Origin of the sequence: Bifidobacterium callitrichos (assembly GCF_008698085.1) — a bacterium.
Lineage (GTDB): Bacteria > Actinomycetota > Actinomycetes > Actinomycetales > Bifidobacteriaceae > Bifidobacterium > Bifidobacterium callitrichos.
Map to the genome: position 1 here is coordinate 967,810 of NZ_RZJP01000001.1, position 19,445 is coordinate 987,254.

13 protein-coding genes are annotated in these 19,445 nt (G+C 65.5%); 6 read left to right on the forward strand and 7 right to left on the reverse strand.

Annotated elements, in window-relative coordinates; translation table 11 throughout:
* Nucleotides 1-140: 140 nt before the first annotated feature.
* Entirely contained in the window at nt 141-4,436 is a 4,296-nt protein-coding gene (locus EMB92_RS04205) for an LPXTG cell wall anchor domain-containing protein (protein WP_150393856.1), read from the forward strand.
* A gap of 171 nt (nt 4,437-4,607) precedes the next feature.
* Here the strand turns inward: EMB92_RS04205 and EMB92_RS04210 are convergent, their stop codons facing one another.
* On the reverse strand, nt 4,608-6,089 hold the full coding sequence (locus EMB92_RS04210; RefSeq protein ID WP_043164844.1) for a glycoside-pentoside-hexuronide (GPH):cation symporter: 1,482 nt from the start codon (nt 6,087-6,089) through the stop codon (nt 4,608-4,610).
* Nucleotides 6,090-6,451: 362 nt separating this feature from the next.
* Here EMB92_RS04210 and EMB92_RS04215 point away from each other — a divergent pair, with 362 nt between their 5' ends.
* The 3 genes from EMB92_RS04215 to nagA all read left to right on the forward strand — a co-directional run bounded on the left by EMB92_RS04215 (nt 6,452) and on the right by nagA (nt 11,896).
* Nucleotides 6,452-9,613 (forward strand): beta-galactosidase, LacZ type, encoded by a 3,162-nt coding sequence (locus EMB92_RS04215; protein ID WP_150393857.1) that lies wholly within the window; start codon nt 6,452-6,454, stop codon nt 9,611-9,613.
* Nucleotides 9,614-9,698: 85 nt separating this feature from the next.
* Entirely contained in the window at nt 9,699-10,511 is an 813-nt protein-coding gene (gene nagB, locus EMB92_RS04220) for a glucosamine-6-phosphate deaminase (RefSeq protein WP_055427681.1), read from the forward strand.
* Nucleotides 10,512-10,582: 71 nt separating this feature from the next.
* Nucleotides 10,583-11,896, forward strand: coding sequence for an N-acetylglucosamine-6-phosphate deacetylase (gene nagA, locus EMB92_RS04225; RefSeq protein ID WP_150393858.1), 1,314 nt, complete (start codon nt 10,583-10,585; stop codon nt 11,894-11,896).
* A gap of 51 nt (nt 11,897-11,947) precedes the next feature.
* Here nagA and EMB92_RS04230 read toward each other — a convergent pair whose 3' ends face one another.
* The 6 genes from EMB92_RS04230 to EMB92_RS04255 all read right to left on the reverse strand — a co-directional run bounded on the left by EMB92_RS04230 (nt 11,948) and on the right by EMB92_RS04255 (nt 17,234).
* Entirely contained in the window at nt 11,948-12,949 is a 1,002-nt protein-coding gene (locus EMB92_RS04230) for a LacI family DNA-binding transcriptional regulator (protein ID WP_043164836.1), read from the reverse strand.
* A 218-nt stretch (nt 12,950-13,167) separates the two neighbouring features.
* On the reverse strand, nt 13,168-14,280 hold the full coding sequence (locus EMB92_RS04235) for a hypothetical protein (RefSeq protein WP_043164834.1): 1,113 nt from the start codon (nt 14,278-14,280) through the stop codon (nt 13,168-13,170).
* Nucleotides 14,277-15,005, reverse strand: a complete 729-nt coding sequence (locus tag EMB92_RS04240; protein WP_043164832.1) for an ATP-binding cassette domain-containing protein — start codon at nt 15,003-15,005, stop codon at nt 14,277-14,279. Before EMB92_RS04240 ends, EMB92_RS04235 begins: the two co-directional genes overlap by 4 nt.
* A gap of 16 nt (nt 15,006-15,021) precedes the next feature.
* Nucleotides 15,022-16,074 (reverse strand): peptidoglycan-binding protein, encoded by a 1,053-nt coding sequence (locus EMB92_RS04245; RefSeq protein ID WP_043164830.1) that lies wholly within the window; start codon nt 16,072-16,074, stop codon nt 15,022-15,024.
* A 32-nt stretch (nt 16,075-16,106) separates the two neighbouring features.
* Complete coding sequence (locus EMB92_RS04250) at nt 16,107-16,793, reverse strand: hypothetical protein (protein ID WP_107043667.1); 687 nt, start codon at nt 16,791-16,793, stop codon at nt 16,107-16,109.
* A gap of 36 nt (nt 16,794-16,829) precedes the next feature.
* Nucleotides 16,830-17,234: a hypothetical protein gene (locus EMB92_RS04255; RefSeq protein ID WP_107043668.1), complete on the reverse strand. Its 405-nt coding sequence runs from the start codon at nt 17,232-17,234 to the stop codon at nt 16,830-16,832.
* A gap of 198 nt (nt 17,235-17,432) precedes the next feature.
* Here EMB92_RS04255 and EMB92_RS04260 point away from each other — a divergent pair, with 198 nt between their 5' ends.
* The gene (locus tag EMB92_RS04260; protein ID WP_107043669.1) at nt 17,433-18,095 is read left to right on the forward strand and encodes a response regulator transcription factor; all 663 of its coding nucleotides are present in this window, start codon (nt 17,433-17,435) and stop codon (nt 18,093-18,095) included.
* Nucleotides 18,092-19,393, forward strand: coding sequence for a sensor histidine kinase (locus EMB92_RS04265; RefSeq protein ID WP_150393859.1), 1,302 nt, complete (start codon nt 18,092-18,094; stop codon nt 19,391-19,393). The genes EMB92_RS04260 and EMB92_RS04265 overlap by 4 nt, the downstream gene beginning before the upstream one ends.
* The last annotated feature ends 52 nt before the right edge of the window (nt 19,394-19,445 follow it).

Here is a 19,445-nt window from a genome sequence, read left to right on the forward strand (position 1 = left end):
GTTCGGAGCCCTACGGCCGGCCGTCGGGTTCACGGGCGTGCTTTTCTTCCAGGGACCCGGGAGGAGGCGGGTTCTGGAGTCCCCGTCTCCTCCCTTTCCCGGAGAGGGGCGCTTCTGTCGTATGTGGGAAAGGATTTCGTATGAGGTTCGGGAAGAAGGGCGTCGGCGTGGTGGCGTCGATCACCGCCGCCGCGGCGTTGCTGGCCTGCTTGGTTCCGGTCGCGTTGGCCGATAACGGTGGCGGCGGTTCCGGTGAGGACGGTGGCGGTTCGGGCGGTGGTCCGACGCAGACGGCCGATGTGCATTGGATCTACAAGGATTCGTGGCCGGCCACGCTGGATGGCATGAAGATGGCGTTGAGTGACGCGAAGGTGCGTCTGTCGTCCGATCTGGCGAACGGGCAGAACCAGTTCGTGAACATGAACAAGACTTTGAGCGACGCGATCGATGAGTGCCGGCGTTCCTATACGGGTGATGGGAACGCGGATTGCCGTCTGGTGGCGGTGGGCTACGTGCGATTGGCGGATGGTTCGTTCAATGGCAGCTATGTGAGTTCGAACGCGAAGAACCGTTGGGAAGCGCAGTGGAAGGCCGAGGCGAAGGGCGACTACACGTATCAGGGCCAGAAGTACTCGACCTCGACCACGTGGAAGGACAAGCTCGGCACACGCAGTGTTGACTCGCTGGCGCAGGAGTCGATCGACTCCAACCCGAACGCCTCGTTCCGTGTGATCGTGCTGGCACAGAACCAGCCGCCGGTCGATTACAAGCTGAACGTGACCACCAGCCACAAGCAGAAGACCGACATGCAGGTCGGTTCCACCGACCCGATCGGCGACGTCATCCATGCAGACAACGGCGGTTCCGCGATCAAGGAGACGTTGAACGGCACCGCGATCATCCATTACGAGAACGGCCCCTATCTGCCCGCGAAGAGCGTGAGCAAGCCGATCAGCTTCTCCAGCAATGGGGACACCCAGCTCGACAATCTCGCCTCGCCGAAGGATTTCGGCATGGAACACTGGGCCGAGGGCTCGTACTGGATCGACATCCAGGTGCCCAAGCAGGGGCGCATGCAGACGGCCGTGGACACCGCGGACCGTGACCCGGCCGAATCCTGGAAGGTGAGCTCGGTGCCGCCCGAGCCCCCGGTCAAGAAGATCGAGGACGGCGTGAGCGCCGACCGGATGACGAACCGCACCACCATCACGTACGGCACCGGCCGCGGCGGCTACGAGATGCGTTTCCGCGACGTGATCGAACCCAACGGCGTCGAATACTCCGTGGACAACTACAGGCTCATCGACAGGACCGACGGCAACCGCGACGTTTCCGGCGAGTTCGAGATCAATTGGGACAAGGCGTCGAACACGGTGTCGGCCGCTCGTTCGGCGGACAAGGGCGAGATGCCCATGGACCATGTCTACGAGTTCAGCTTCGACGTGACCGTGTCGAAGCCCTCCGACTTCCAGCAGGTCAGGGACCATGCGTGGGGCCAGTGGAACCACGAGCCCGAGGCCGACGCCGGAACGAAACAGTTCGATACGTGGCGGCCGAATCCCGACAAGAGCTGGATCCGCCTGAACGCGAAGGGCCAGTGGGAGGCGGTCATCGACCCGAAGGAGACCAACCGGACCGGCGCCGACGATATGACGCTTCTGGACGGGGACCGGGTCGCCTCGGTGGTCAACGGCACCATCGCCAAGAACCTCATCCAGGCCCCGGAGGCTCTGACGCTCACGGACGACTGGTCGGCCGCCGACTACCTGTTCGACGCCGACGACAAGTCGAAGATCAAGGTGTACGAGGCCGATGCCGGCACCGATCGCGAGTCCAGCGTCACCGACATCGCCAACCACGGCAGGGACGTCACCGACCAGTGGGCGATCACGATGGAAGGCACCACGGTGACCGCCACCGCCGGCCAGGCCTACCGCGAGGGATTGAAGGGACTGAAGACCGCGAAGCAGGTCACGCTGCTCATTCCCGGCAAGGCGGCCTACGCCAACGGCAAGGGCGCAGGCCAGGTACGCGACGACTTCGGCAAGCAGGCGAGCGACGAACTGTCGTTCTGCACCGCGCCGGACGACAAGGCGCTGACGAACAAGGGCTCCCAGACCGTCAACACGCACACCATCCCCACGAACGAGCCGAAGATCTGCGGCTACATACCGCCCGTCGTCAAGGACGTGGTCGGCGAATCCTCGCAGGGAGGCGACCAGGCGTCCGTGGACGGCAGAGTCGTTTACCCGGGCCAACGCTTGGAATACCGTCTGGAGACCCAGCCCCACCTGCCCGGCAATCTCGCGTACTCGGTCAGCGAGGTAGCGGTCACCGACACCTATGACGAGCATCTTGAAGTGGACAAGCAGACCTTGGAGGTCACCGACCTGTCCACCGGCAGGTTCATCCCGAAAACCGAGTACGAGACCCAGTGGAACGACTCGCAGCACGCGGTGCGCCTCGTGTTCTCCGACGGGTACGTGAAGACCAACTGGCGCAACGGCGCGAACCCGCGCATCATCGTCCGCTTCGAGGGCACGGTCGCCAAGGACGCGCCCACGGACACCAAAATCGGCAACCAGTGGGCCCTGACCCTGAACAACATGATCACCCCGAGCAACAAGGTATGGAACGAGCCGCCCGACTTCACGCCGGTGAAGAAGGACACCCAGGCCGACCCGTCCATCAGCATCGACGGCAAGACCGCGCTGCTGGGCGACCGGATCTACTACCGCGTGACCATCGACGCCAAGCAGACCAACCAGGCCTACAAGGTCTGGAGGCTCGGCATGACCGACGACTGGGACGACGAATACCTCTCCCTCGACGCCAAGCGCATCGAGGTCACCGACACCGCGACCGGCAAGGACGTGACCGCGAAGTTCAACATCGCGGCGATCGACGGCGTCGCCTACGTGTACGCCAAGACCGCGGACACGAAGGTGCCGGCCACCGGCGAGACCATCAAGGGCGATCCCCAGCCCAAGAACCTCAAGGAATACGCCGAAAAGAAGGACCACGACCCGTTGAAGGAGCCGGCCATCGACCAGTCGATGCTGGGCACGAGCTACGAGGTGATCCTGCCGATGACCGTCATCAAGGTCACCGACGGACATATCGTGAGGAACAAGGCCACGCAGGTCGTCAACGACACCCGCAAGGACACCAACGAGGTCGCCAACCCCCTCAAACCCGTCAACCCGTCCAAGGACGTGGTCGTGAGGGTGGACGGCGAATCCATCGACAAGCGGAGCGTGTACCTCAACGGCCTGTTCCTCTATCGCCTCGACAGCTCCGTGCTGCCCGCGCACCGCGCCTACCAGAAGGTCACCGACTGGAGCATCACCGACCCGCTCGACGCCGAGCATGACCAGTACACCGGCCAATGGGCCGTATACGCCATGCGCGACCTGACCGAGCAGGGCAGGGTGATCGCCCGCAAGGGCGTGAAGATCGCCGGCAGCGGCTTCGACGCCAGTGTGTACGGTGGCGAACTGTTCACCCTCGCGCAGGACGACAAGGGCGTGGTCACCGTTACCGCGACCCAGCGCATGCTCGATCTCGTCAGCGGCAACGACGAAAGCGAGCAGGCATGGACCGCGTTCATCCAGTGCAAGCGCGTCAAGACCGGCGAACACATCGCCAACCGGTTCGACGAAACCATCAACGGCACCAAACGGCCTTCCAACCAGGTCGAGACGCACACGCCCGACATGACCCCGAGCCTGAAGATCGAGAAATGGGACGAGGCCTCCGGCTGGCCGGCCGGCGACCGCGACCAGGTCAAGGACGCGCTGGCCATGCAGGGCGACACGCGCATCGTGTTCACCATCACCAACACCAGCACCGCCGACCCCGACACCAAGCAGGGCGCATGGTACCGAACCAAGGACCTGAACCTCAAGGACCAACTGGTCGCCGGCGACGGCCGGGTGACCGACCTCGAATACCCCGCCGATTGGGACAGCCGCATCCTCAAGCCCGGCGAAAGCGTCGAGGTCAAGGGCGTCCTCAAGGGCGTGACCGACCATCACACCGACCGCGCCACGGTCACCGGCACGCCTCTGATCGAATGCGTCGTCTCCGACCCGGATCCGTTCGACGGCAAGGACGAGACGTCCGCACCCGATGACGCGGTCACGATCGACGGCAGGCTCGTCTGCCCCGACACCGAAGTGGTCAGCAACACCGACGACTGGAACGGCTACCGGACCGGGCTCGCCCACACCGGCGCCGCCATCCAGGGCGTGATCGCCGCGGCGATCACCCTGCTCGCCGTCGGCGTGGGACTGGTCGCCGCCCGCAGGTTCAGGCGCGGGAACAACGCCGCCGGCCGTCACTCCGGCACGATGCAACCCGTCGATGCCGAGGACGCCGACGCGGATGCCGTCGAAACCGTGGATTCGGTTCCCGGCGGGCAATCCGTGGTCTGACCGAAGCGGCAGGGACCGCTTTCTGCCGCGATGATTCTTCCGGCCGGACGACAATCCGGCCGGAACCCCGCCGGTTCTCTTCCTTCTTCTCTCCCCGGCGGGCATGGCAACGGCCCGGCGCCAACGGTTCAAACCGTTCGCGTCGGGCCGTTCCCTTGCTGCCCTGATTGCTTACTGCTTGTCGGTTTCCTCGGAGGCGAGTCGTTCTTCGAGCTGTTCGACGATGTGGTCGTGCATGTTCTCGTCGATCTTGACGGTCAGGAGGAAGACGACGAGGCTGGCGACGATGCCGGCGAGCGGCAGGTAGTAGGCGCAGGTCTTGAACGTGCGGATGTTCGCGGCGGTCATGTCGGCGGCGGTGGCGTTGCCGACCATGCCGGCGGCGACGGCCACGAAGCCCACGATGCCGTTGGACAGCGCGCCGGCGATCTTGTCGAGCATCGGGCGCACGGAGAGGGTGACGGCCTCGTTGCGCTTGCCGGTCTTGAGCTGTCCGTATTCGATGGAGTCGGTCATGCTCAGGATGGCGGTCATCTGGATGGTCTGCGCGGGCAGGTAGAAGAGGACGAGCGCGACGATGACGACGGGCAGGTTCATGGGCGCGATGATGAACAGCGTGTAGCCGGCGATCATGAACGCCATGCCGGCGGTGTACAGCCAGCGGCGCGGGATGCGGCGGTTGAGCACCGGGTAGAGGGGCGTGGTGACCAGTCCGGTGATGACCGGGATGACGCCGGCGATGGAGAAGCTGTCCGGCGCGCCGAGCACGTATTTGAACTGGTAGAAGAGCACGCCGGTGGTGGCGACGTTGGCCACGGAGTACAGCAGGTAGCTCAGGGCGACCCACAGGAGCTGGTCGTTCTGGGCGATGGCCTTGAACGCCTCGATGGGGTTGCCGTTGGCCTCGGCCTTGGCGCGCAGCTCGCCCTGGTTCTCGCGGGTGCCGAACGCGACGCTCCACGCGGTCAACAGGCCGAGCACGGCGATGATGATGGCGAACGCGGCCCAGCCGGTGCGGCCCTGCTCCCATTGGCCGGTGAACTTCCAGGTGAACCAGCTGACGACGGGCACGACGATGACGGTGACGCCGTTGTAGCCGATGGATCCGGTGAACGCGCCGAGCGCGGTGTACGTGCTGCGTTCGTGCGAGTCGGAGGAGATCGCGGGGATCATGCCCCAGTAGGAGATGTCGCGCAGCGAGTAGATCACGTCCAGCAGGATGAACACGATGACGAACAGGACCATGAACACGCCGGTGTTCACGTCCACGAGGCCGAACAGGCCGGTGAACACCATGATCAGCAGGATGCCGGGCACGAGGCCGCCGATGAACTGCCAGGGGCGGAACCGGCCCCAGCGGGTGTTCGTGTTGTCCACGAGGTTGCCGAGCAGCGGGTCGAGGAAGATCTCCGCGATGCGGATGACCACCACGAGTCCGGTGATCACCGCAATGAGGCGCGCGGCCAGCGTCTTGTCCACGTCGATGAACAGCGCGGTGGTCACGAACGTGATGAAGAACGTGCTCATCGTGTTGTAGAACGCGGCCTGTCCCAGATTGCCGAACGCGTATGCGATCTTCTGGCCCATGTTCCTCGCGGGCGCTGCCTGCGGTTGTCCGGGCGTCGCCGTGCGCTGTGTGGTGGATCCGCTCATGGTGTGCTGGCCTCCTTGCGACCTGTAAAGAATCCGTGCGCGGGAACAGCTCCGATCCCGCAAGACGCGAGTATAGAACTTTCTCAAAAAAGTAAAAAACTTTACCGCGTGTCGCAAGCAACGCCAACGAATCGCATTCGACGATTCGACGCGACGCACGGGCGAAAAGACACCGTAGCAGCCGAATTATCATTGCAATCAATGGATTTGCACAGGTTCTCGCAGTCACCATCGAGGCATGCGCAAGAAGTTGCGTAAATTAGTAAATATCTTTATCATCGTTGTGCAAGGAGTCACATTCGAGGGCTCCCGCACTGCGGCGGCAACGACGCGACGCAATCCGATGCGAAAGCGAGGACATCATGAACACAACCGACGATCAGCGGAAGAACGGCGATCCGATCGTCTCCCCGTCCATGCCGACGACGGCATGGCTCGCCGACCCGCGCGTGTACGCGGTCCACCGGCTCGACGCCCATTCCGACCATGCGTGCTGGTCGTACGCCCCCTCCGGCGGCGAGGGCACGGATCTCACGCAGAGCCTTGACGGCGAATGGCGGGTCCGCGTCGAGACGGCGCCGGCGAACAGCTTCCCCGACGGGACGAGCGACGGGCCGGATTGGATCAGCGACGTGTCGCCGCTGTTCGCCGCGCCGGGCTTCGACGACTCGTCGTTCCCCCGCGTGCGGGTGCCCTCGCATCTGGAGACCGCGGGGCTTCTTGACCCGCAGTATGTGAACGTGCAGTACCCGTGGGACGGCCACGAGGACCCGAAGGCCCCGGCCATCCCCGAGCATGGTCATGTGGCGGTCTACCGACGCAAGTTCGCCGCGGAGGGCGCGGTCGCCCAGGCCATCCGCGAGGGCCGCACGGTGACGCTCACCTTCCAGGGCGCGGCCACCGCCATCTACGTGTGGCTCAACGGCGCGTTCGTCGGCTACGCCGAGGACTCCTTCACGCCCAGCGAGTTCGACGTGACGGACGTCGTCAGGAAGGACGGCAACGTGCTGGCGGTCGCCTGCTACGAGTATTCGAGCGCGAGCTGGCTGGAGGACCAGGACTTCTGGCGGTTGCACGGCCTGTTCCGCTCCGTCGAGCTCAACGCGAGACCCGCCGCCCACGTCTCCGACATCCACGCCGAAGCCGATTGGGAGCCTGCCACGTCGATCGGATCGCTCTCGCTGGACGTGCTGATCGACGGCGCCACGAACGCCGCGACGGCCGACCTCGCGTTGCGAGACAAGAACGGCACCATCGTCTGGCGCACCGCCACGGAAGCGGCCGGAACGCTGCACGCCGAAGCCGAGATCGACGACGCCGCCCCCTGGAGCGCCGAACGCCCGGACCTGTACGAATTGTCCGTCACCCTGCTCGACGCGGACGGCACGGTTCTGGAGACCGCGCGCACCCGCATCGGCTTCCGGCATGTGGCCATCGAGGACGGCGTCCTCAAGCTCAACGGCAAGCGCCTCGTGTTCCGCGGCGTGGACCGCCACGAGTTCGACTGCCGGCGCGGCCGCGCCGTCACCGAAGAGGACATGCTGTGGGACATCCGCTTCATGAAGCGCCACAACATCAACGCGGTGCGCACCTCGCACTACCCGAACCAGTCACGCTGGTACGAGCTGTGCGACGAATACGGCATCTATCTGATCGACGAGACCAACCTGGAGACCCACGGCAGCTGGAACAGCCCCGGCGACATCCCCGTGGGCACCTCCGTCCCCGGTGACGACGAGGCCTGGCTGGGCGCATGCATCGACCGGCTGGACAGCATGATCATGCGTGACCGCAACCATCCCAGCGTACTCGTCTGGTCGCTGGGCAACGAATCCTACGCGGGCGAAGTCCTCAAGGCCATGAGCATGCACGCGCATCGGCTCGACCCGGGCCGTCCCGTCCACTACGAAGGCGTCAACTGGAACCACGCCTACGATGGGATCAGCGATTTCGAAAGCCGTATGTACGCCAAGCCGGACGAGATCCGCGACTGGCTCGAACACGGCGACGAGCGTGGCGCGGCGAACAAGCCGTTCGTCAGCTGCGAGTACATGCACGCCATGGGCAACTCGTGCGGCGGCCTGAGCGAGTTCATCGACCTCGAACAGTACGAGCGCTACTCCGGCGGGTTCATCTGGGACTACATCGACCAGGGGCTCGTCCAGCGCCTGCCCGACGGGAGCGAACGACTCAGCGTCGGCGGAGAATGGGGCGACCGGCCGACCGACTACGAATTCGTGGGCAACGGCATCGTGTTCGCCGACCGCACGCCCAGCCCCAAGGCGCAGGAGGTCAAGCAGCTGTATTCGCCGATCAAGCTCACCCCCGACGGACACGGCGTGACCATCGAGAACCGCAACCTGTTCATCGGCACCGACGATTACGTGTTCGCCGCACGGCTCCTCGAAGACGGGCGCGAGATCTGGCACGCCGACTACCGGTTCGACGTGGCCGCCGGAGACACCCAACGCCATGACATCGCCTTCCCCGACATCGACACGGACGGGAATACGCGCGAGGTCACCTACGAGGTCGATCTCCTGCTCGCCGAAGCCACTGCATGGGCGCCGGCCGGCTACGAGCTCGCGTTCGGCCAGCTTACCGGCACTCTCAACCCCGAACGGGACATCACCGAGACCGATTATGACGACGACGGCCGCGCGACGGTCACGCTCGGCCGGTGGAACGCGGGCATCCGCCGCGACGACGAGGAAATCCTCCTGTCGCGCACCCAGGGAGGCATCGTCTCCTGGACGCGGGACGGACGGGAAATGGTCATCCGTCGCCCTGAACTCGTCACCTTCCGCCCTCTGACCGACAACGACCGCGGTAACCGTTCCGGATTCGACCGTGCAGCATGGTTCGCGGCCGGCCGCTACGCCATCGTGACCGATACGAGCATCACGCAATCCGACGACGGAGGACTCACCGCCAAATACCGGTACGAGCTCGCCGACCCGGGCCACACGCCCGTGACGGTCGCCTACCGCATCACGTCCGACATGCGCATGCGATTGACCGTCGAATACCCCGGCGGTGTCACCAACGCCGCCAGCCTGCCCGCGTTCGGTGTCGAATGGGAACTGCCCGGCGAATACACGCAGCTGCGCTACTACGGACCCGGCCCCGAGGAAACCTACCGCGACCGCAAGCAGGGCGGCAAGCTCGGCATCTGGGACACCACCTCAGAGGCGAGCATGGCGCCGTATCTCATGGTGCAGGAAACCGGAAGCCACGAGGACGTCCGCTGGCTCGAAGCCACCGACATCCAAGGCCACGGATTGCGCGTCAGCCAGCGCGGCGACCGTCACTTCACGGCCAGCCTGCTGCCATGGAACACCTACATGATCGAAGCCGCGCGCCGCCATGAGGACCTGCCCGCCCCGCGCCACAACTACCTGCGTCTGCTCGCGGCGCAGATGGGCGTCGGCGGAGACGACTCCTGGGGAGCCCCCGTCCACACGGCCTACCAGCTGCCCGCAGGCAGGCCGCTCACCCTCGACGTGAACCTCGAACTCATCTGACCGGCAACGGGCGGCGGCATGCACCACCATGCCGCCGCCCGTGCATATTCCCCAAAACACACCCACAGAAAAGAGACAATCAATCATGGCTGAAGTGATCATCGTCAAGAACGAGGAGGAGGCCGGCGAGATCTACGGCCGTTGCGTGGCGGACCTCATCAAGGCCAAGCCGGACGCGGTGCTGGGACTCGCCACGGGCTCCAGCCCGCTGGCCGCCTACCAGGCCCTCGCCAAGATCGTGCATGAGGAGCACATCGACGTCTCCAAGGTGCGCGGCTTCGCGCTCGACGAGTACCTGGGCTTGCCGCTCGACCACCCGCAGTCCTACCACTCCACCATCCACCGCACGGTCGTCGAGCCCCTGGGCCTCGACCCGGCCAAGGTCCACGTGCCCGGCGACGTGCTGAACGGCGCCCCGCTCGAAGACGGCGACAAGATCGCCGCCGCCGGCCCGGCCTACGACGCGGCCATCGAGGCCGCGGGCGGCATCGACGTGCAGATCCTCGGCATCGGCACCGACGGCCACATCGGTTTCAACGAGCCCGGCTCCTCGCTCGCCTCCGGCACGCGCGTGAAGACCCTGGCCGAGCAGACGCGCATCGACAACGCCCGCTTCTTCGACGACGACATCAACCAGGTACCGACCCACTGCATCACGCAGGGCATCGGCACGGTCCTGAAGGCCCGTCACCTCGTGCTGCTTGCGTTCGGCTCGGGCAAGGCCGAGGCCATCGAGGAGACCGTCGAGGGTGGCGTGAGCGCGTTCTGCCCGGCCTCCGCGCTGCAGCTGCACCCGCACGCCACGATCATCGTGGATGAGGAGGCCGCCAGCCGCCTGCGTCACAAGGACTACTACCGCTACGCCTTCGCCCACAAGCCGGCCTGGCAGGGCATCTGACGGCAATCGAACGGTTCGGGCTCCTTCTTTCTCCGCAAAGAAGGAGCCCGAACGCATATAGGAAGGAAATCATGACACAGGACAGAAGTGAGATCGTCGCGCACGTGACGGCGGCGTTGGAGGGCGAGGCCCGTCCGGTCGCGATCCGCGGGGCTCGCAAGGTGGACGCCCGCGGCGAGCAAAGCGGATATTGGGTGGTCTCGGACGCGCGCGGCGTGATCGTGGCCACCGGTTTCGCGGCGGCGGACGGCAGCGGCGAGGAGGCGTTCGAGCACGCCTGCCGCACGGTCGGCATCGACCCGGCCGCTCCATCGGGTTCGGACGGTGCGGTTATTGATGCGGACGGCCGCATCCTCACGCCCGGCTACGTGGACATCCACGCCCATGGCGCCTGGGAGAAGAGCTTCGACGACGGCCCGAACGGCATCGACGTGGCCCGCGCTGGCCACGCGGTGCACGGCACCACCCGCCAGGTCCTCTCGCTCATCACCAACCCGATGGACGTGATCTGCCGCAACATCCGCACCGTGCGCGAGAAGATGGCCACCCGCCCCGACATCCTCGGCTGCCACCTCGAAGGCCCGTTCCTCGCCCTGAAGCGCAAGGGCGCGCACGACCCGAACTGCCTCAAGGACCCGGTGCCCGAACTCGTGGACCGCATGCTCGACGCCTCGGGCGCCGACCCCGCGGCCGGCAAGCTCGGCTGCATCCGTCAGATCACCATCGCCCCCGAACTGGAGCACGGCATCGGCGCCATCCGCCAGTTCGCTGCCGCCGGCGTGGTGCCCGCGGTCGGACACTGCGACGCCGACTACGCCACCGCCCAGGCCGGCTTCGACGCGGGCGCCGGCATCATGACCCACATGTTCAACGCGATGAACGGCCTGCACCACCGCGAACCCGGCCCCATCCCGGCCGCGGTCGAGGACCCGCGCGTCACCATCGAGCTCATCAACGACGGCTTCCACGTCCAGAACCCGATGGTCAAGCTCGGCTTCGGACTGGCGCCCCACCGCATCGCGTTCGTCACCGACGCGATGGCCGCCACCGACTGCCCCGACGGCGCGTACAAGCTCGGCAAACTTGATGTGAACGTCATCGACGGCCACGCCCGACTCGTGTCCAACGGCGCGATCGCCGGCTCCACCTTGACGTTGGAGGTCGCGGTTCAGCGCGCGGTCAACGAACTCGGCTTCAGCCCGGTCGCCGCCGTCGAGGCCGCCACCCTCACCCCGGCCCGCGCTTTCGGATTCGACAGGGCCAACCCCGTCACCGGCACGCCGCTCGGCCTGATCGCCCCCGGATACGCCGCCGACCTCAACCTCCTCGACCCCACCGACTGGACCGCCCAACACGTCTGGTGCGCCGGCCGCCAGCTGAAGTAAACTCCTTCCAGCAAAATCGACACCGGTGCCGCCCGTCTTCGAGACGACGTCTTACGCCCGAGGAACGAAGCTTGCGCGCGGCACCAGCTCGGTCGTCAGCAGGATGTGACGCCGCACCCGCCGCTCATGCTTCAACCCATCAATCAAGGTGGAGAACGCCATACGGGCCAACTCCCTTTGATCGATCGCATACGAACTCAGCGACGGAGACGTGTACCGGGCGATCGACTGGTTGTTCACACTCACCACAGCCAACTCGTCGGGAACCGCCACACGCAGCGCATTCAACGCCTGCAACGCCCCCACCGCGAGCACGTCGGCGGCCACGATCAGGCCATCGGGCATGCTGCCGGCCTCACGATGGTCAGCCACCAATTGCTCCGCGAGACGGTAGCCGTTCTCCACGGTGAACGTGCCGGACGAATACACCAATCCGTCCGTTCCCAATCCCAAGTGCGCGGCCCACTGGCGGAACGACAGTTCACGGATGTCCTCGGGATAGTCATGCATGCCCATGATGCTGCCCACTCCGCCGAGAAACGCGATGCGCCTGCGGCCCACCGCGATCATCGCGTCCAGGGCGTCCAGCATCGTCTGCGACAGATCGGGCCGTACGGAGTCGAACAGGTGCGGCGCCGGATTCGTATCGATGCACACGCCATGCGGGAGCACCGCATGCAGGGCGCGCAGGTCCGCTTCGGGAAACACCGTGGCGCCCACGGTGATGAACCCATCAAACTCCGCCGCACGTTCCGTCAACTCGTGTATGGACCGGATGAACGTGGGCTGGTCCAATTCCATCGACTTTGCACACTCCACAAGGACCTTCCGCAGATCCGAGAAGTATGCGTCCTGCAATTCCTCCCCGGACGGAGGGGCATCCAACACCGCGATCGCGGGACGGAACACGTTGCGGTATCCCATCTCCTCGCATACGCGCAGCACCCGCCGGCGCGTCTCCTCCTTGATGGAGAACGACGGGTCGTTCAGCAAGCGCGACACCGTGCTCTGCGACACCCCGGCCCGTTCCGCGACTTCCTTGAGCGTGGCCATGACATCCTCCTCGCAAACTTTAGTAAAGGGTTTTACTACAGCATAACCCGGGATTTGCAAGATGGCGGATTCCCCCACTCAGGAAGTGACCCACAACTGATAAACTTCAAGCGTCCCGACAAAGGGGCAATGCATAGAGGGCGGGCTTGTCATTGGAAAACATGCTCGCCCTCTAATCAAGACGTATGGCAGTCTGAACCGGAACCTTTTCCTCATGCTCACTGTCTGTTTTTGAAGAAGGCGAAGAGTTGGTTGTCGTGTATGGCGGTGATGGCAATGACGGCTCCGATTTGCGCGGTGATGAGGGCTGTGGTGAGTGCGGGGAGTTGGATGGCTGTCAGGGTGATCGCGTTGGCGTGTCCGCTGGTCCAGCGGGCCGTGGTGTAGGTGATGGCGGTGGCGGCGAGGATTGCCGGCAGGGTCCATGCGAGGGTTTCGAGCGCGTTGGTGGCGAGGATGCCTTGGCGGGGTATTCCCATGTGCAGGTCGTCGGCTATTTCGATGCGTCGTGCGCGTGTGGCCATGATGGCGATGGCGAATGCGGCGATGGGTGTGATGGCGAGCATGAGGCGTGTGGTTCGCTGCCGGTAGCGGGTGTCGAGGTCAGGGTTGGTGCCGAGCATGGTGTTGGCTTGTTTGGTTTGGGTGGCGGGTGCGGCTCCGGGTATGGCGGTCGCGGTGGTGTTGAGCAAGTCTTCGGCGTCGGGGTTGGCGGGGTTGATGGTGGCCCAGCATTCGTCCCATTGCTGGCCGGCGTTGATGGGTGTTGGGGTGATGATCGCGTAGGCGAGTCGTTGGTCACGGCTGTCGTCGGTCCAAGGGAAGACCGCGCTGATGTGCATGACGCCCTGGGTCGTGGGCAGGTCGTCTCCTTCTCGCGCGTGGAGGGTGGCGGCGAGTTGACTGGAGATCCATACGCCGGGTTGGGTTTGCTCTCTTGCTCCGACGCCGAGCACGTTAGCGAGTCCCGGCGTGGCCTGCCATGCGTCCAGTGGGGCCGCGGGCATGGCGGTCAGGGTGATTTCCCCGTTGCTTTTGAGCGCGCCGGCCGCTTGGATGGGGTTCGTGGTGGTGTCGCCTGTGGTGCCGGTGGTTTGGGTGAGGTTTGCGCATGTGGTGGGGTCGATTTGCTTGCTGCCGGAGATGATGTGGATGGCGGCGGCGCTGGTGGCCCATTGTCGGGATTCGTGTTGGAGGGAGGTGATGGCGGTCAGGTCGAATACGGCGGTTCCTGCTGCGATGAGGGTGAGGATGCCGGCGCAGGCGAGGGCGCGTGTGGTGCCGGTGGCGATGTTGCGCCATGCTTCGGACAGGATGGCGGTTGGTTTCATCGTGTGTCGTCCTTGGTGTCGATGTTGGGGTTCGGGTTGTGCCACGCGAGGTCGATGACGCGGGTGCACGCGGCCCGGGTGTTGGGGTCGTGGGTGGCGATGACGACGATCGCGTCGCCTTGCGCGAGTCCGGTGAGGGTGGAGTCGATGTCGTTGGCGGTGCGCTGGTCGAGTTGGGCGGTGGGTTCGTCCACGAGGAGGAGGTCGGGTTTGCTGGCGATGGCGCGGGCGAGCATGAGGCGTTGGGCTTCGCCTCCGGATAGTTCACGGAACTCGCGTGCGGCGACTTTGGTCAGGTGGAACGTGCTCATGATGGCGATGGCTTCGTCTTCGGCTTGCGTGCGGTCGATGCCTTGGCCGAGGAGCGGTTGGACGACGTGGTCGATGGCGGTGCGCCGTGGCATGCCGTGGGGGTTCTGGAACACCCAGCGCACGCGGTTGACCCGGCTGCGTCGGATGGTTCCTTCGGCGGGCGGCTCGAAGCCGGCGATGATGGACAGGAGGGTGGATTTGCCGGAGCCGGACGGCCCGCACAGGCCGACGGCTTCGCCGGTCGTAAGGGTGAAGTCAAGGTCGCGGAACAGCCAGGGGCCGTCCGCGAACCGGTGGCCCACGTGTTCTCCCGTGACCGACGGTATTCCGCCGGCCGCGGGCCGCGCGGAGTCGATTGGCCGTGCCGGCACGGGGTCCGCGACCGTTTCGAGGGGCAGGATGCTGATGCTCATGCGCGTCCTCCTTGTGTCAGTGCTGCGTTGCGGCGGGGCATTGGATGTCGTCGAGTTTGTGGCCGAGGGCGACTTTGCCGATTGTCGCGTCGGATTGTTCGGGTTGGATGAGCGTGGCGCCGAGGGCGGAGCCGATGACGGTGACGGGGATGGCCTGTTTGCCGTCGGGCGAGACGCAGGCGCGGGTGCCGTTCTGGCCGGTGATGGCGGAGGGCGGGACCTTGATCGCGTCGATGGGTTGTTCGAGCGCGAGGGTGGCGGTGGGTTTCTTGCCGCCTTGGTCGGCGAGGGTGGTCTTGTAGCCGTCGCTGGCCTGTACCTGGTCGAGGAATTTCTGGTCGCTGATCCTGCCGTCGGTCTTGTCGAGGCTGGTCTTGACGCCGAAGAGTGTGAACGTGCGTTTGCCTTCCCTCAGGTTCTCCGGCGTGGGGAAGGTGATGGCCGTCAGCTGGCCGCCGGTCTTCATGATTTCGGCACCGTCCGTCAGGCTGGCGTTCAGTCCGGCCGTGCATTGGGTGGGCATGGCGGCAGCTTGGGGCAGCCATGCCACGTCGGCCGGTCCGATCCTGCCGTCGGGGTTGCGGTCGCCGGCCTGCGAGAGCAGCTGGTTGACGCCGTCCTTGGTGCGCCACCCGTAGGTGCCGTTGCCTTCGGCGTTGTAGCCGAGGCGGGCGAGTTCCTGTTGCAGGGCGAGCACGTCGGGCCCGGTGTCGCCGGTGCCGATCTCGCGGTAGAGGGGCGTGTCGGTGTGCAGGGCGATGACGGGTTTGCCGTCCACGGACAGCAGTCGTTTGCCGGATTCGACCGCTTGGCCGGGCGTGCACAGGGTTTCGCTGACGGTGCCGGCGGCGCGCGAGGTGATCGATTGTTCCGCGCTGGTCTCGAACGAGGCCTCGACGGTCCGTTCGTCGTCGAACTGCTGGCGGCTGGCCGTGACGGTGTCTGGGCTCGTGGCCGCGGACAGTCCGTCGGGTGTGGGCGTGGGGATGACGAGCGCGGTGACGAGCACGCCCGCGGACAGCATGCCCAGCCCGGTCAGGATCAGCGGGGTCAGGATTCGTGTTTTCATGTGGTCGTTTCCTTTCGTCGGATGCTTGTTCGTCAGCCGATGTTGACGGCGAGGCCTGCTCCGGTGAAGCATGACTGGGCGGCGTCCGACGAGGCGTCGAACGGCAGTCCCTTGGATGCTCCGTCCCCGTTCAACGCGTTTTCGAGTTTGCGTCCGGTGTAGGAGTCATCGACGAGGCTGCTTTTCTTCAGGCATTCCACGGCGGTCTCGTACGGGTCGGCCAGAAGACCCGGGTTGCCCTGCTGGAGCTGGTAGAGGGATTCGATGATCTTGCTGGTGCCCTCGGAGCAGGTGTTGGATGCCTCCATGTACTTGTTCACTTCGGCGTCGGTCGATGGCACCGGCGTCACGCCGGTGGTCTGGTAGAGTCCGTTGGACAGTTTGCGGGTCTGTTCCTGCCACCCGTTCTCGGCCATGCACGCGGCCTGTTTGTCGTGCGCGGTCTCGTAGTCCTCGGCGCTGATCTTGCCGGTCTTCTTGGCCCGTTGGAGCACGTCGCGCTCGAACTGGCTGAGTGTGTCCTTGGCGAGGTACTGGTCGAACAGGGCGCTCATGCTCGGCGCGATTCTGGTGCCGGATGTCTGCGCGTCGTCGGCCGTGTCCCGGCTCCAGGGCGTCGAGCATGCCGTCAGCGAGACGAGCAGTCCCATGCAGGACAGCAGCGCGGCGGCCCTGCGCAGCGTTTCTTGGCGGAGGATGGATGATGTGCTGGTGGTCATGGTGGTTTCCCCTTCCATCGGCTGGTGCCGGTCTGTCTACTTGGTGTTGAAGTCGGGATCGTGGTAGTCGGGCACCTTGGCCTGGCATTCCTTGATGGCCTTGTCCCGGTCACCGTCCGTGGACCCCGAGGACACCGAGCCGGAGCCGTCGCCGGTCCATTGGAGCACGACCCAGTTGCCGTCCATGATCTGCGCGGGCACTCCCGCTGCCGTGAGACAGTCGCGGTATCGTTCGGCAGCCTGTTTCGAGGCCGGGTTCGATCCCTGCGGCGCGTCGCCGCCCTGGCTGTCGGTCTTCGGCGCCGCGTCCTGCGACGTCGTCGCGGAGGGCGCGTCGGATGATTGCGTCGGCTGCTGTTGGCCGCACGCCGACAATGGCGCGGCCAGCATGGCGGCAAGCGCCGCGGCCGCCGCCAGTCTGAATACAGATATGGTTCGCATGTGTTCCTCCCTTGCATGGGTTCGCCGCTGCCGGGGCGATGCTTTGGCCCGGCGGCTGCCGGACGATGCCCATTACAGCCGGCTCTCCGTGTGCGATGGGTGCGTGTCGCGCTCACCTAACGCACACCCACACCGGGCACAATGGAGAGCACGAAGGCAATCGCATGGAGACCATGCGAGGAATCGGAGGCAATAAGAATGGCGAGGATCCTGATCGTCGAGGACGACGCCGACCTGTCGGCAGTGCTGGACGACTGTCTCAGGCACGAGGGATACGCGACCGGACTGGCAGGCACCGGCGTCGAGGCGCTGGACCTGCTCTCACGGGGAGAATACGACGTGATGCTCCTCGACCGCGACCTGCCCGTGCTCTCCGGAGACGAGGTCATGCGCACCGTGGACAGGCTGCGCATCCCCGTGCGTACGCTCATGCTCACCGCGGCCGGCAGCATCGAGGACCGCGTGCACGGCCTCGACCTCGGGGCCGACGACTACCTGCCCAAACCGTTCGCCTACCCCGAACTCCTCGCCCGCATCCGCGCGCTCCTGCGCCGAGGCGACGCCGACGACGCGCCCACCGTAATCTCACGGGGACGTCTGTCGGTGGACACCGTCAGACGGCTCGCCTACGCGGACGGCCGGCCCCTCGACCTCGCACCCCGCGAATACTCGCTCCTAGAGGAACTGCTGCGCGCCGACGGCGGGTGGATCAACACCCGCGCCCTCCTCGAATCCCTGTGGCCGTCCGAGGCGCACGACCAGCCCGACCTCGTCAAGACCGCCGTCTACTCGCTACGGCGCAGGCTGCCCGACCCCTCGCTCATCGCCTCGTCGCGCGGAGAGGGATACCGCATACCATGACCGACACCGACACGACAAACCAGCCGGCCGGGCACGCCGCGCACCCGCGCAAACCCGCCAGCTTCCGCATCCGCCTCGCCGTCACCGTCGGACTGCTCCTGCTCGGCATGCTCCTCGCCGTGATCCTCGTGCAGAACATCTCGCTCGACTGGGCGTTCCAGCATCAGGTGGACACCATCGCCACCGGCAGCAACCAGAACACCATCACGACGGAACCGGCAACACCCCAGGACGGGGTTCCCGGCACGGCCGACTCATGCAACGCGGACCCCTGCGACGTGACCGGCACCATTCCGACCCCGAACGCCGGACAGGGCGGCACGGAGGGCGTGGTGCTCACCGTCAGGGACGGCGTCGTGCAATGGATGCGCTACGGATCGCTCGCCGTGTTCGCCGTATCCGCGCTCCTGGCCGTGCTCCTCGTCTGGAACCTGTCGGACAAACTCACCGCACACCTCGACTCCATCAGCCGCCAGGCCGGCCAACTCGACCCCGACTATCCCGCCGGGCGCATCAGCCTCGATCATCCCGACGCCGAGACCGCCAGCCTCGCCGACGCGCTCAACACGATGCTCGACCGCATCGAGCAATCCAACGAACTGCAACGATCGTTCATCCGCAACGCCAGCCACGAACTGAAAACACCGATCACGACCATCGGCACCAGCCTCGAAGCGCTCATGGCCCAGGACCGGTTCCCCGAGGACGTCAGACCAGCCATCCGCCACGCCATCGAAGCGAACCGCAAAAGCGGCGAACTCATCAACAGCCTGCTCGAACTCTCCCGCATCCAGACCGTGCCCGACACCAGCACGGAAGCCGTGGACCCCGCCCGCATCGTACGCGACACGCTCGAAACCCACCGCGAACAGGCGCAGGCACGTCACCTGCGCATCGACGCCGACGGACTCGTCGCATACCACGGCCCCTTCATCGAGACGAACCCGCGCTACCTCTCGCTCGCCGTGGACAACCTGATACGCAACGCCATCATCCACAACACCGACCACGGCACCATCGCCTGCACCATCCACGACGACAAGCAGCACGTCACCATCAGCATCACCAACACCACAAGACAGCCGGACCACCCCGAAGCCACGGCCGACCTCATCCAACCATTCCATCGAGGAGACGCAACCCGCATGGCCAACCAACCCGGCCACGGCCTCGGACTATCCATCACCAAAGCCTGCACAGACGCCATCGGCGCCAGCCTCAACATTAGCCGTCCCACAGCCGATGTATTCCGCGCCGGAATCATGCTAAATCGACATATCGGCATGACCATTAGATGATTTATTCACGATAAGATATCCTTACCCATACTGACTGATTAGTCAATGAATG